General features: G+C 37.7%; 10 protein-coding genes and 3 pseudogenes. 9 read left to right on the top strand and 4 right to left on the bottom strand.

Annotated elements, in window-relative coordinates; genetic code table 11:
• Together AC1DVK_RS24605 and AC1DVK_RS24600 are read right to left on the bottom strand one after the other, a co-directional pair.
• Positions 1-479, bottom strand: a 479-nt coding sequence (locus tag AC1DVK_RS24605; protein WP_477627603.1) for a COG4705 family protein, incomplete at its 3' end; no start/stop codon positions are given.
• Positions 480-681: 202 nt separating this feature from the next.
• Positions 682-1,293, bottom strand: coding sequence for an undecaprenyl-diphosphatase (locus tag AC1DVK_RS24600; protein WP_410863683.1), 612 nt, complete (start codon positions 1,291-1,293; stop codon positions 682-684).
• Between the two features lie 223 nt (positions 1,294-1,516).
• Here AC1DVK_RS24600 and AC1DVK_RS24595 point away from each other — a divergent pair.
• The 6 genes and pseudogenes from AC1DVK_RS24595 to AC1DVK_RS24570 form a co-directional block, all read left to right on the top strand.
• Positions 1,517-1,936: pseudogene (locus AC1DVK_RS24595) on the top strand (IS110 family transposase); the annotation flags it as partial.
• 322 nt (positions 1,937-2,258) lie between these two features.
• Entirely contained in the window at positions 2,259-2,741 is a 483-nt protein-coding gene (locus tag AC1DVK_RS24590; protein WP_061463321.1) for a DUF2690 domain-containing protein, read from the top strand.
• 427 nt (positions 2,742-3,168) lie between these two features.
• The gene (locus AC1DVK_RS24585; protein WP_477627602.1) at positions 3,169-3,747 is read left to right on the top strand and encodes a hypothetical protein; all 579 of its coding nucleotides are present in this window, start codon (positions 3,169-3,171) and stop codon (positions 3,745-3,747) included.
• A 240-nt stretch (positions 3,748-3,987) separates the two neighbouring features.
• Positions 3,988-5,376: a M28 family peptidase gene (locus AC1DVK_RS24580; protein ID WP_377406361.1), complete on the top strand. Its 1,389-nt coding sequence runs from the start codon at positions 3,988-3,990 to the stop codon at positions 5,374-5,376.
• Between the two features lie 936 nt (positions 5,377-6,312).
• Positions 6,313-8,688, top strand: coding sequence for a M14 family zinc carboxypeptidase (locus tag AC1DVK_RS24575; RefSeq protein ID WP_477627601.1), 2,376 nt, complete (start codon positions 6,313-6,315; stop codon positions 8,686-8,688).
• 369 nt (positions 8,689-9,057) lie between these two features.
• Positions 9,058-9,266: pseudogene (locus tag AC1DVK_RS24570) on the top strand (DUF1801 domain-containing protein); the annotation flags it as partial.
• Positions 9,267-9,420: 154 nt separating this feature from the next.
• Here the strand turns inward: AC1DVK_RS24570 and AC1DVK_RS24565 are convergent.
• Together AC1DVK_RS24565 and AC1DVK_RS24560 are read right to left on the bottom strand one after the other, a co-directional pair.
• Positions 9,421-9,599 (bottom strand): annotated as a pseudogene (locus AC1DVK_RS24565) (IS4 family transposase); the annotation flags it as partial.
• 112 nt (positions 9,600-9,711) lie between these two features.
• Positions 9,712-11,637 carry a sigma 54-interacting transcriptional regulator gene (locus AC1DVK_RS24560; RefSeq protein WP_477627600.1) on the bottom strand — a complete coding sequence of 642 codons (1,926 nt, stop codon included), beginning with the start codon at positions 11,635-11,637 and terminating at the stop codon, positions 9,712-9,714.
• A gap of 267 nt (positions 11,638-11,904) precedes the next feature.
• Between AC1DVK_RS24560 and AC1DVK_RS24555 the strand changes: the two genes are divergently transcribed.
• The 3 genes from AC1DVK_RS24555 to AC1DVK_RS24545 all read left to right on the top strand — a co-directional run.
• A complete protein-coding gene (locus tag AC1DVK_RS24555) occupies positions 11,905-13,104 on the top strand; it encodes an iron-containing alcohol dehydrogenase (RefSeq protein ID WP_410863678.1) in 1,200 nt (399 codons plus the stop codon).
• Positions 13,105-13,135: 31 nt separating this feature from the next.
• Positions 13,136-14,491, top strand: coding sequence for a GntP family permease (locus tag AC1DVK_RS24550; protein WP_477627599.1), 1,356 nt, complete (start codon positions 13,136-13,138; stop codon positions 14,489-14,491).
• A 26-nt stretch (positions 14,492-14,517) separates the two neighbouring features.
• A partial coding sequence (locus AC1DVK_RS24545) for an NAD(P)-binding domain-containing protein (RefSeq protein WP_477627598.1) occupies positions 14,518-14,810 on the top strand: 293 nt, incomplete at its 3' end.

Raw genomic sequence — 14,810 nt, 5'->3', positions numbered from 1 at the left:
CCCATATTATCTGTCAAATTATCCGTTACCAGTGTTCCAAATACGCTTATAAGAACAACTGTTACCCAGTAAATGGCTGGAACATATTTGTTTGCTTTAAATTGAAAAAACAATGCAATAAAAAACGCAACTCCCATAATAATAGTAGTAAGAGTTAAACCAAGTCCAATGTTGAAATTGATGAAATCAGCAAATGTTTCACCAACAGTTGTACACAAAACTTTGATGATCCAAAAGAACATCGTCACTTGTGGCACTTTGTTAAGTGAAATTTTCATTTTATTTTGGTTTTCTTGCATATATAACTTCCTTTCTTTAAAGGGTTTCCCATAACTTAATTTTATTTCTCTCTCTAAATAAGGATATCCATCCAAATTCAAGTTAATCATTAAGGAAGTCTGCGCTGTTTCTCCCACAGTGGTTGCCATAATCTTGACGGCTCCAAAAAATATGGTGACTTGTGATTCTTTGCATAGCATTTACCGACCTGAATGTTGGACCATTTCAGTTTGTTCAGAAAATGCTAACTCATCTCCTTTTTGGAAGTAATTATTGTAACGAAGCAATTTCCATTTCTGACAAAAATAGAAAATACAACATTTCCACATAATAAGAAAAAGTTTGTTTATCAATTAACCATAGGATTTCAACTCTTAGTAGATTTTCCATTAGAAAAAATCCTTATCTATCTTGACTTAAGTCTTTATGGTTGTACTTAGCCAGGAAAGGGATATGTTTCGTTAATCTGTCATACATGTAGAACACCACTTGTACCAAAGGCTCCAGTTTTTTGGAAGACTGTATAACGAATATGCTTACCCCATATGAAATAAGGGCGCCACCAATCACGTCTGCAGGATAATGGACTCCGACGAATATACGCGAAATGCCAACAATAATAGCCCATACTAATGTGGGATACTTCCACGAGTCGTTTCGTAGCACCATCGTACATGCTATGGAGAATACTAATACCGAGTGATCACTTACAAACGAAGAGTCAGCAGGATGCGGTATTAACTGATGAACATGGTGTGCCACGAATGGACGTGGATGATAGTAGACAAGGTGAAGGATTGCGTTTATGAACAATCCAAGTAAGCAAGAAAAAACAGCGTATATAGCTGTGTACTGTTTTTCCGCTCGTTTTTCTTTGTTTGCAATAAACCATAGGAACAACATAAGTGCGATTACCACATATGGAACGCTATTAGTGATGAATATCATTCCTCTATCTAGATAAGAGAAATGGCCGGACCAACCGTTAAACCATTGAAATATTTCATAGTTCATATTGTTCATCTCCTTGCTTATAGGGTTTTGGTTTCTCATTTAAAGTCAAGTTGACCAGAAAGAAGTATTCTGAGTGTATCGAAGGAACCTGAACATCCTATGAAAATTACGTTAAAAATAAATTAAAAAAGAAAAATAAATGCGAGTTTAGTGCTATAGTCGTTAAAAATGAAGGCAAAAACAAATAGTAGGCTATTGCATGTGCAAAGCGTCTTTTGATGTATTTTGGAAGCCTATCGTGAACTTAATTGAGGCTGAAGAAATGGAATTTTTAGTTGTTAACGCACAACATATGAAAGCAGTCCCTGGTCGAAAAACAGATGGCAAGGATGCTGAATGGATAGTTCAACTTCTTCGTCATGGGTTGTTGAAGGCAAGCTTTATCCTTTTCGAAATCAGCGAGAATTGCGTGAGCTTGTTCGTTATCGCAGAAGTATTATTGAAGAACGAGCTAGTAATTCAAAAGGGTCTTGATGGTGCAAATATCAAATTAGGCTCTGTCGTATCGGATATTATGGGCGTTTCATCAAAGGACATGCTTCATGCGATCGCAAATGGTGAGGATGATCCTGAGAAACTAGCAAACTTTGCGAGACGTTCGATGAAGAAGAAAAAGGATGATGTAATCCTTGCCCTGAATGGGTACGTGAAGAATGTACATAATATGGCGAAATATGGAGTCTTGTACAACTCCTTTATTTCACTATGATTTCACGAAATCTTCATGTCCTGAAATCACTCCATTTAACTTTGACCTTACAATCAAGGGTGATGAAATCCTGCGAATAAGTGAGCACTCGAGAGATATTTGCATCAAACATAGGGAGTTGAAGAGTGCTGTTTAATCTTTATTCAACAATTGGGCCAGATTGTTGAATAAGATAGTAGTTTAGTTATATAGATTATAAATACGCATAACGATATAATTTTCAGAGTATTGAAAAAATATCAAGGAGAGGATTATAATGAAACAAAAATTGTTGGTATTTCTTTCATTTTTGGCGTTAACCACAATGTCATTTTCTATTCCCAATGTAGAGGCTGCAAGTTATAACGGGAAGAGTCCAGTTTCTACTGGTTGTCAAAATGATGCCTACACGGCAGTTTCTACGAATGTGAAGAAGGATAATGGAACCATTGTTGGAACAATTCAGGTGAAATATAGTCCATCCTGTAAGTCTGCTTGGGCGAAAACTACATTTAATTCTGCCTTGCCATCCGGTTATACAGGGAATGCCTTTATTCACCAGTATAATTCCGATCATTCGATAAAGCTCCGATCATATGATTGCAATAGTTCTGGAGGAAATGGAAAAGTACTTTCCGGACAAAAATCATGTTATACCCCCATGGTTGATGATCCAGTGGGAAATTATGCGAAAGCAGAAGGATATCGATCAACAAGCTCGAATCCTTTTGAGGCTTATGGTATTACTGGATACTATTAAATAGGGGTCCTGCCGACAAAACGCGAATACGCTAAGACAATTTTTGGAATAAAAAGCCCTGGATTTTCTACGCTAAGTAGAAGATTCAGGGCTTTGTTTGAAAAGACTTATCTTAATTGTTGAACACTTTTTTTTAATATCTTTTTCATCATATTGTATAACAGTTAGCCAAGGTTCAATTAGCATTTTTAAGTCCTGTTGAAATATGGTAGAATCCGCATTAATTATCCGATTATTCGCTTCGATAATTTACAACGATTGTAAATTTTTATACATATGACCCCTTAATCCTCGAATCGTTTCCGTGCCCTTAATAAAGTTGTATCGTTTTGAAAAAAGATTGATTGATAGATGGGCTATATTTGTTGTGAAACGTTGATTATGGGGAAAGGTAATAAATATATCTTTAATAGTGTGATTTACAAGGTTGATCCGGAGAAAGCTGTGTTTAATAATAAAACGGTTAAATAACCTGACCCAAAATTCTATTACAAATGCGTCTTACCCTCATACCGTCAATAATAGTGATAAACATAGTCTAATAGTTTCTGACGGTGTAGATGTTGCAATAGAAGTAAAGCCTGATATAGCTAATTTTCATGAACTCCAAAGAAGATTAGTGCAAGGTATATCAGTAAAAAAATTGCGTCGACGAGTCAATACACTTATTTACGAAAATTCTAAGCCAGAATATATACGCAATCATTCAAAACAGGTCCCTTTTTTTATTTTTAGTATAAAGGCTAAAAGTAATATTGATGACACAATTAGAGAAATCAAGACATATTACGAAGAAAATGACGTTCCTATTTTTGAACAAATAGATTGTATAGTGGTATTAAACAAAGGAATTATTATTAATTATAAGTATAAAGATTATATCCTTGGATCTCTACCTATACTGATGAACAAAAAGCAGGCTGGTTCTTTGAGGAATGGGGCGACAACACTCTTGCGGGATTTCTTTTGTATTTGGATTTGTCCTATGGAACTTCAACTGGTTTGAATGAAAGTTATTTAAACTACTATTTACTATCTGGGAATTATAATACTAGGCCGGTATAGAAACTTGAGCATCCAGTTGGGGTGCTTTTTTGTCTGAGTTTTAATGAATTTAAGATGATGATTGAAAAAGAGAGCGGGTGTCAGACACCGATTGATAGCTGGAATTTAAAGACTAATGGCTCATTTACAAACTATTCAGTTAAATACATAATTAGGAAGATTATGAATAAGGAGGGATTACATGTATAGAAAATCACTAACAGTACTATTAGCTGCGGGTATGGCTCTATCAACTGGTACAGTATTTGCACAAACAAACGGGGCAACAAATGCCCAGTCTGACACAGCTTTTGATAACAAAGTTATCAAAAAAATTAGTGCGGACAATATGTATAATACGATTGCCTATCTATCAGAGCAACCGAGGGCTGCTGGTACAGAAGGGGAGCTCCGTGCAGTCAAATACATAGAAAGTCAGTTTAAGAGTCTTGGTTTTGAAACAAAGGTTCAGCCTTTTCCCATCTATGATACGGTGCAAAATGTAAAAGTGAAAATTGGTGACAGTGATTTAGGAGGAACACCGCGTGCCATTAGCGGCAGTATCAGCGGGAAGGTAACGGCCGAACTTGTTAATGTTGGAAAAGCAAAGCCAGAGGAAGTTGGAGAAAATGTATCTGGGAAAATTGCACTAGTTGAACGTGGGGACATTACCTTTGTTGAAAAGGTTCAGAATGTCCTAAATAAAGGAGCGGTTGGCGTTTTAATGTACAACAACTCACCATCAGGAAATAATTTCGGACAAGTATCAGCGGGGCAAAATATACCTGCTGTAGCCATTACCCAAGCCCAAGGTTTAGAGTTGGTCGAACAGCTTAAAACTAAACAAATCACGTCAACTCTGGAAGTGGGAAAAGCTGAAAGAATCGAAAAGACATCCTACAATGTCATCGCTTCCCTAAAACCAAAAGCCAATAAGGATAATGGTCAAATCGTTACTGTTGGAGCCCATCATGATTCTGTCCCGGGCGGCCCTGGTGCAAACGATGATGCTTCGGGTGTATCAGCTGTGCTGGAACTGGCAAGGATCCTGGCCAAAACGCCAATTGACACTGAAATTCGCTTCCTCACGTTCGGATCTGAGGAAAGAGGGCTCGTTGGATCATCCTTCTATGCAGATTCCCTTCCCAAAGAGGATGTAGACCGCATGGTGGCTCACTTCCAAATGGATATGATAGGCGGACGTGATGCTGGCGAGGATAATCCTGCAGGTGGTTTGATTATGTATACCATTGATGGAATGAAAAACCTTGTGACGGACCTGGGTTCCTCAGCAGGGGCCAGAACGATGGATGTTGCGATTCCTTATGGACAGCTGGGCAGGAGTGACCACCAACCATTCCATGAGCTTGGCATTCCATCCGCCTTGTTTATCCATTCCCCTGTAGAGCCTTGGTATCACCAGCCTACAGATACACTGGATAAGATCTCGAAAGAAAAATTACAGCAAGCAGCTGAAATTGTCGGTGCCAGTGTGTATCAAATTGCCCGTCCGGAAACTCCGGCATTAACAAATGCACGTGTAGCTCCTGTCACGGTAGACTATGATTTTGATGACCGTCCGGTAGATTAAATACTTCATTGTACAGAATTACAAGATTAATAATGGATCTTGGAGAAAATCAGGAGGGCAGCTGTGTAGTTTACAGATGCTCTCTTCTTTTTATCGGCCCCGTGCTTAATTTTTTCACTATAATTAAACACTAATAATCAGGAAAAAGACCATATAAAAAATAAAACGCAAACTTCAAATTTTTGAAAAAGAGCAGCACCCTATTAAAGTTCACCAAATAAATAGGTGGTTAGGATGCTTCTGATATATTTACGGTATATCCTAATTTTTCTAACCTTCGGACCGAATTGCGTACAATAGAAGCTTGCTAAACTAAGTTGTTTGACACATTGTACGAGACCAGTGCTTTTTACCGATTTAGAAGCGCATGGATTTATAAATACTAATATGCTTATGAAGTGATGAAAATAGGATAAAAATTCAGTCATTATTAACTGAAAATTCTTAATTAACACTAAAATAAGTGTATAATATTATAAAACAGTTATCTAAGTTTGTGGGTTACTATTTCTTAATAAGGAGGCGATACTCTTAAACATGTATGGAAATTTATTTTTTAGAAAAGAAATGTTAGTAGGATGCAGAAAAGGAGAAATTTATTAGCCTAGAAAGGAATTAAGGCAGCTAGTAGACGCTGGTAATGCGGGTTTAGGTATTGCGTTTCCACCAAGTCGTTCATTGTTTATTTTATTGGGATTCGCTCCTATTGCAGCACTAGTTTCGGAAGGTCAACTTTATGTAGCATTACTTACTGGGGGAGCTTATCAAAGTTTATAAGACTATTTTTAAAGATGTGGTTTGTTCAACGTAATAAAATTAAAGCGCTTTCAACAGAATTTGTTCAGCCCATTATCCAGTCATTTCGTGTCGTATTCAATTAAACTATGTATTTTAATATACAAAAAATCACTATATATACATACTGGAGGTTTTAGGATGAAAAAGAAAAAAGCATTATCCGGCCTGATGGCTGTGAGTTTACTAACAGTAATTCCGTGGAGTTCTGGACATGCTGAGAAACCTCAATGGACAAATGTGAATACATATGAGGAACAGGACGGAAGCAAGTTTAATAGCGAAAACTATGACTTTGTGAAATTCTCACAAATTGGTTCAAAATTAAAAGAGCTTGAAAAACTTTCAAACCGTGTGAAAGTTGAAGTCCGTGGAACATCAGCTGATGGAAACCCACTCTACGTTGTCACGATTGCTGACCCAACAACGCAAGGGAAGTTTGGAAAAGTGAAGGCACTTAGAAAGCAAATGTTTAAGAATCCAGGCAAAGCTCAAGAATGGGTTGCCAATAATCCTGACTTTAAAGTTCCAATCATGATTAATGGTTCTATTCATGGGACTGAATTTGTCGGAAGCGATGCAATCCTTCAATTAATTGAACGTTTTGCTACCCAAAATGATTCAACAACCAAAGACGTTTTAAAGAATAACATTCTTATTTTCAATGTCGTACAAAACCCAGATGGACGGATTGATGCCACCCGCTTTAATGGCGAAGGAATTGACATAAATCGTGACTTTATCACCCAGTCGCAGCCAGAAACAAAAGAGATGGTTGAGCTCATTAAAGAATGGAATCCCATGGTGTTCCTTGATACTCATGGTTATGTGAAGAATTATCAGCCAAATCTGCAGGGGTTAATTGAGCCTTGTACGCCACCGCATAATCCTAATTACGAGTATGACTTATACGGAAAATGGGCCTATAAACAGGCAGAAGCGATGGAAGCGGAAATAATGAAGGATCGTGGGAACTATTCAGGATCCTTGTATCAAAACATGAAAGGTACCTATATTCCGCTGCGCGACGATTCCGCTGGCTGGGATGATTACCCACCAATTTTCACACCAATGTATGCGATGTACCATGGTGCTTACGGTCATACATTAGAAGCTCCAACAAATGATTGGGATGGCGTACGATGGATGTATAATTCGATTATGGGGGCACTGAAATTTGCAACAGCTAACAAGCAATCCATGATTACTGATCAAATTGAAGTTTTTAAAAGAGGAATTAACTTTGACCATCCATTTCATAAGGAAGGGCTGTTTCCAAAAGCCTACATACTTCCACTAGACCCTAAGGATCCGACTGTTACGAATAAGGCAGTAAATCATTTGATCAATAATGATATTGAAGTTGTTCAAGCTGTGAATGCATTTGAATCGGATGGAGTGTCATATCCAAAAGGAACTTATCTCGTTGAGATGGATCAGGCGAAAGCCGGATTAGCAAACACGATGCTCTGGGATGGGGAAGACATCACGAACGATACCCCAGCGATGTACGACATTTCCGCATGGAGTTTACCGGAGCTTTGGGGATTCGAGGCAGTACCCACACAAAATCCTATTAAAGTTAAAGCAACGAAAGTAAACCATATTACAGGTCAAGGAACGGTTTCAGGAAAAGGACCGTTTCTGATTCCGAACAGCTCTGTCCAATCGGTAAATTTAGTAAATGCATTGCTTAAGCAAGGAATACCTATTGTACGTGATGCACAAGGCAACTTCTTTGTAAAAGCAGTAGCTAATCAGGTATCAGCAGCGGTGAAAGAATCTGGGTTACAAATTGGAACTGCTGAGGTACCAGTAGATGCAGTGGCTATTACGTCTTTAAAAGTGGCTATATTAAAGGATGGAGGTATGGGTAAACAGAAATCACACGCAGGAACAAAGCTCGCTTTGAAAAGACTAGGTTTTGATGTGACAGAAGTTACGCCAGTCGAAGTGGCTAAAAATACCCTTAACGGTTTTGATATTTTTGTCTATAGTGGAACGGAAAGTCTCATTTCTACCAACCTATCTCAAGCTAATAAAGAATTTGGATTACAGAGTGACGGGCAACTTAATGCGTTTAAAGAAAATATGACAAGCTTCTTAAATGAAGGAGGCAAATATATAGCTGTAGGTGCTGGTGCATCTAGAGCAACTAAGACACTTGGTCTTACAGACGACATCATTAATGTAGGAGGTTCCAACAGTAATGGTATCGTAAAAGTCGATTATGAGGGAACCGGTTTAACAGCAGGATATGGTGAGGATGATATCGGCTTTGTCTATCGTCCAACATGGTTCACGGGTACGGATAATGATGAAGTCGTCGCGACCCTTTCAGATTCAGATAATTTCTTCGTTGCTGGTCACTGGAAAGATAACATAACCGCCAAGGGCCAAGCCGTAATCGTAAAAGAACAGAATAAAGATGTAACTCTTATTGGGTTAGAAGCAGGTTTCCGCGACCACCCGGATTACTTGTTCCGTCTTCTATCAAATGCAATTTTTGAAAAATAGTAGAAATAGCCAAAGCCGGATTCAGCAATGAATCCGGCTTTGGCTATTTAAAAAATGCTAAACGCCTGCTACTAAGTCTTGAACAATTATCTCAGCAATTACTATAACGGAAAGGATTGGGCTATATTTCTTATGAGGTTGGAAGTAAATCATGCATCACAATGTTATCAATGGTTCTCCAGACAAAAAAGCAAACCCCGCAGGATTTGCTTATTCCGTTATAAAGGAACACTTTCCTTTATAACCATTCTGTTTTGATGGGCATCCATTGAAAAACCACATTGGTAGCTTTATACTTGCATGAAAGAAATATTTGCTTATTCAACTACCGGGGCATACTTTAATAAGCGTAGTGTCTTCGTACTGTGACATTATAAAAAAAACAGAAAGTATGCTGCTGTTATCTCGACATCTAAAGCAGCAGTCAGCTTTACCATTTTTAATGCTGTCACATTGGATCTTCCAGAAGACATATTCGATGGACCCCCAGAAAGAAAGACAATGAAGCTCCGCAATGGGATACGATTGACCTCGAACAGCTTGTCTAAATAGTTAGTCAAGCCTCTGCAGTGCTTTAATTTCAAATTCTTTAAATCATTGGATGTAAATATTAAGATACCCGGCTAATCTTCTCATGTGAAGATAGCTGGGTTTATAAAGTTGGATGTGCAAAATAACACTTAAAATATTTGCAAATTAACAGTCAAAAATCACACTAGTTTTCTATCTTCATGTACGAGCGACTTCTTGGCTGAGCCAAACGCAAATAGTGATAGTTCATCTGCTTGATACTTACTAGATCGCTATACAAAACCAAATTGTTTGGTGATTTCTTGTAGGACTATTGGAGATAAAAAGCGTTGTAATTCTTGTGCGAAAAGTGTTAGTTCACTAGAGATGATAGGATTCATAAAAACACCATCCTATCTCGTAAACTTCTTTCGATAAGCATAGCGTTTTTTCATTTTTGAAGGTATCGTCTTAACTTAGCTTGATGGGCATGTGACGCTACACCTATCAAGTTTATCTTAGGTGATGTTTGAGCATTTTTTTATATAAAGTAGATCGGTGGATGCCGAGAATTTTAGCTGCCTTCGATTTGTTTCCGTCTACTTTCTGTAAGATGTTTGAAATAAGGTCACGTTCACGTTCTTCGTTCGCCACTTTTTCATTAATCAGCAAATTAGAGGTTGTTGAACTATTTCCCTGGTGAGGAGAACTTAATTGCTGATCTAATTCTAGATCAGTAGTTATCAGAGGATTAATAGTATGAGTTGAGATCTGGCCTGTTTTTTCACTAGAATATTTACTATATTTATTTTTAGTCTTCATAAGATAGTCTGTAAGATGTGGTGGCAGATCTTCTAGTTGAATTCGTGCTTGATCTGAAAGAACAACTAAGCTTTCTAAAAGGTTTGCCATTTCCCGAACATTTCCAGGCCAATCATATTGAATGAAGCTTTCCAAGACTTCTCGACTTAATTTAACGGGGGGGATTTGGTATTTATTGCAAGAATCTTCTAATAATTTCGATACTAAAATAGGAATATCTGTATTTCTATTTTTGAGGGGAGGGATGTGCAAACGAATGATGTTTAGACGATAGAATAAATCTTTTCGAAAGGTTCCCTTTTCAACCAACTGCTCTAATGGCTGGTTCGTTGCGGCAATAATGCGTACGTTCACATGAATTTCATTAATGCCCCCAATCCTTTCAAATTTTTGTTCCTGCAAGATGCGGAGCAGTTTAGCCTGTAGGTGAAGGGACATGTCTCCAATTTCATCCAAAAAAAGCGTTCCGTTATGAGCCAATTCAAATTTCCCTGGTTTTCCTCCCTTGCTTGCTCCTGTAAAAGCCCCATGGTTGTACCCAAAAAGCTCAGATTCAAGCAACTCATCAGGAATAGCCGCACAGTTAATGGATATTAATGGACCATTTTTTACCGGGCTTAAATTATGAATAGCTTTGGTAAACAACTCTTTTCCAACACCGCTTTCACCGATAATTAAAATCGTAGCCATTGTCTTTGCTGCTCGACGGGCTATTTTTTTAACTTCACCTATAGAGCTACTTTCACCGATAATTTTATCAAATGTGATCGTTTCTTCATCTTTCTTGGGATATTCAAGTGTAATCTGTTTATGACTCGACTTATCCTTAAGGGTCTGCATCCTATCAAAGACTTTAGAGAGCTCTGAAACTCCTTCGAAAACAAGCATTCCTATTGCACCAATCACTTTATCATGTCTCCAAATCGGGATTACGCTAGCAATCATTTCTTGCCCCTGCAAAATAACCGCATTATTGCGTTCCGGAATTCCCGTTTCAAGAACAACTGGCAACCGTGTATTGTCAATTACTTCAGTACAATGCTTACCTATAACTTCTTCCTTCCTCATTTGTACGAAACGGCTGTAGGAATTATTAAAAAGTTGGATTACGCCGTTTTGATCTACCACAGTTATACCTTCATAGGCTGTATCAAAACAAAGATCGTACATTTTTACTATTTGATCTAATGATTGTACTTTTTCGCTCAATAAAAAGAATTGGTTTAGCAACCTTCTCGTTGAAGGGAAACGACCAATAAGACGTCCATTTCTATCTAATACTGGAATACGCGTTCCAAACTGAAAGGAAAGTTCGTTTATAGGCTCGTCAGCATAGCAAACAGGGAACTTCTTAATCATGATATTTTGAATTTCTTGTTCTAAAGGTATGCCATTCAAAAATGCTCTCATTATTATTGAGAAAGTGACAATCCCCTTTACTATACAATCTTCGTTAACCACTGCAATATTATCTATTTCGTATTTCGACATGATATTAGCAGCTTTAAAAATAGAGTCGTGAATTTGTAATAAATATGACTCTTCTTCCATCCAATCTTCAACGGTACCGTCCTTAAAAATATTATAGGAGACGCTTTTATTATTTAAAACATTCATCAAGAATCACCTATCTTATATATAATTTTAAAATGATATGAATTTTGAATAATTTTAATATTCAAAATAATACTAAAGGAAATTGTTGTCATTTGTCAACGGAGTTGTTCTTGTTTAGCTACATAATTATCGATCGAGTGTCGCTTTTCGAAAACAGATATTTAAGAAACGGATGGGCACTTACAGGAAATTTGGCTTAATAACGAGTTGGCACAACTCTTGCATTAGTTTATAACTGTAAGTCAATTTTTTATAAGGGGGTGCAGTATGATTTTTATCGGAGAATTACGTACGCCTAATATTATATATTATGGAAATGGAAGCCTTTCTAAACTAGGCAAAGTGGCAAGTGATTTAGGTTCCAAAGCATTGTTAATCAGTGACAAGCCTATGAAGGATCTAGGTTATGTGGCAAGGGTTATTAGATATCTTCAAGGTGGGGGTGTTCACTCGATTACATATTTGGGAGTGGACTCAGAAACAAAAGATACTCATGTTGAAGAGGCTTTAACTCTTTTTAAAGAGAAGGAATGTGATTTAATTGTTGGTCTAGGCGGAGGAAGTTGCATTGATGCTGCTAAGGCGGTAGCTCTATTGGCTAGAAATAAAAGCGCTTTAATTGAATATATGGGTGTGGAAAATGTCATTATAAATGATCCCGTTTCAGTAATAGCTATTCCAACAACAGCTGGAACAGGATCTGAGGTGACTGATGCCTTAGTTGTGACTGATACTATTAAAGATTTAAAAATGATGATTAAACAACCTAAAATAATGCCACAGGCAGCTATTGTTGACCCAAGTCTAACGCTTTCATCACCAAAAATGTTAACAGTAGCCACAGGGATTGATGCATTATGTCACGCTTTAGAAGCTTATATCTCACGTAAGTCTCATCCTCTAACTAATACACTAGCTTTATCATCTATCAAATTAATTATAGATAACATTCAACGTGTTTATGAAGATGGAAATGATTTAGAAGCAAGAACACAGATGGCTTTAGCTTCAATGCAAGCAGGCATTGCTTTTTCTAATTCATCCGTATGCCTTGTTCATGGGATGTCTCGGCCAATTGGTGCCTTGTATAAAGTACCACATGGGATTTCGAATGCAATGCTTCTATCAGCTGTGTTGGAATTTAGTGAAGGCAGCTGCATTGAAAAACTAGCTCAAGTGGGTCGGACAATTATGGAGGGCATGGAGCAGCAAAGTGATGTGATCGTGGCAAAAGAAACCGTATTTTTCATTAAAAAACTATGTGTTGATTTAAATATTCCTAATCTTAAAGCGTGGGGAATTAATGAAGAAGATTTTGAACAATCTTTAGAGAAAATGGCAACTGACGCATTAGCAAGCGGAAGTCCAGGGAATCACCCCCGAGTGCCTAGCAAAGGGGAAATTATTGATCTATATCGGGTCTCCTTTACTAATGACTATTCAACTATGAAACTACTCAAAAAATAATATTGAATTTGGAAAGGGGGGATTGGTTAATATGGCAATTAGTTTTTTAGGTTTAATAGCTGGCCTTGGACTACTCATGTATATGACCATTAAAGGGATAAACATCATTATTGCAGCTGTGTTGTGTTCTGTTGTTGTAAGTATCACAGGCAAGCTTAATCTAATGGAAGCGTTAACAACAGACTACATGGGGGGCTTCACTGGTTTCTTCGCTTCCTGGTTTTTAACATTTTTACTAGGTGCAATTTTTGGGAAAGTCATGGAAGATACAAAATCTGCAAATTCAATTGCAAATTGGGTTCAGCGTAGATTCGGAGCTAAACGTGCAGTATTTGCTGTTGTAACCGCGTGTGCGCTTATGACGTATGGTGGTGTAAGCGTGTTCATTGTTGCCTTTTCTGTTTATCCTATAGCAGTTTCTTTGTTTAAAAGTGCTAATTTACCTCATCGTTTTATACCTGCTGCACTTGTCTTTGGATCCATCTCTTTCACTATGACATCGCCAGGGTCACCAGAAATACAAAATTTAATTCCTACTGAACATTTTGGTACGACTCCAACTGCTGGAGGTTGGGTGGGTGTGGTTATTGCTCTATTAATTATGGTTGGAGGTGGAATTCTCTTAGGAAGGATGGTTCAAAAAGCTGTAGATAGAGGAGAAACTTTTTCTATGGACCACATTGCTGAAAGTGCATCGAATGAGGTTGCTGCAACTCGGCTGGAAACAGAGGATGACCTGAATCAAGGAGTATCTAAAAAGGGCTTGCCTAATATAATTATTTCGATCATTCCTTTGATCTCTGTAGTAGCAGTTTTAAATATTGTTGCCAAGTATATCCCGACGGATCAAGCGGTATTGGTTGCTTTATTTGCGGGAATTGTTGTGGGATGGGCGCTTATGTATAAAAATGCTATTGGTACTCATTGGAAAGCCCTTACTATAGGGGCAGAAAATGCACTTAATGCCATTGCTAATACATGTGCTGTTGTAGGATTTGGTGCAGTTGCAGCAAAAGTACCAGCATTTACTGCTATTGTGGATACGCTTACTAATATGCCTGGGCTAGAATATGCGGGTCTTGCAATGGCTGTTACGACTATAGCCGCTATAACGGGTTCAGCCTCTGGCGGTTTAGGAATCGCCTTACCTATACTTGCACCTATTTATCAAGCACAAGGTTTAGATCCAGGAGCTATGCATCGAATTTCATCCATTGCTTCCGGTGGACTAGATTCTTTACCACATAACGGATACGTCGTTACTACTATCAGAGCGGTATGTAAAGAGACACATCAACGAGCATATAAGCCAGTATTTGTTCTCAGTGTGGTCGTACCTACAGCAGCATTAGCATTAGCAGTTATCTTATATATGATTTTTTACTAGATGATACCTGAAGGAGAGAAAGAGAGATGAGTTTAAAACATAGGATAGGGTTTATCGGATTAGGAAATATGGGTTTACCTATGGCAGAGAATTTGATTAATCATGAATATATAGTATACGGTTTTGACATTAATCCAACAGCCATTGTCAAATTTCAAGAAATTGGTGGACATGTATGTCAAAGTATTAAAGAAGTACTCCAACATGCAGATGTGATATTTATTAGTTTGCCTTCACCAGCTATTGTTGAGATGACATTTTTCGAAGAAGGCATTATTAAGTATGGATCTGATAATTTAATGATTATTGATACAAGTAC

The organism is Peribacillus sp. P4_B1, from assembly GCF_056402395.1.
The sequence above is the reverse complement of the archived record's forward strand: the minus strand, read 5'-3'. Positions and strand labels throughout refer to the sequence as shown.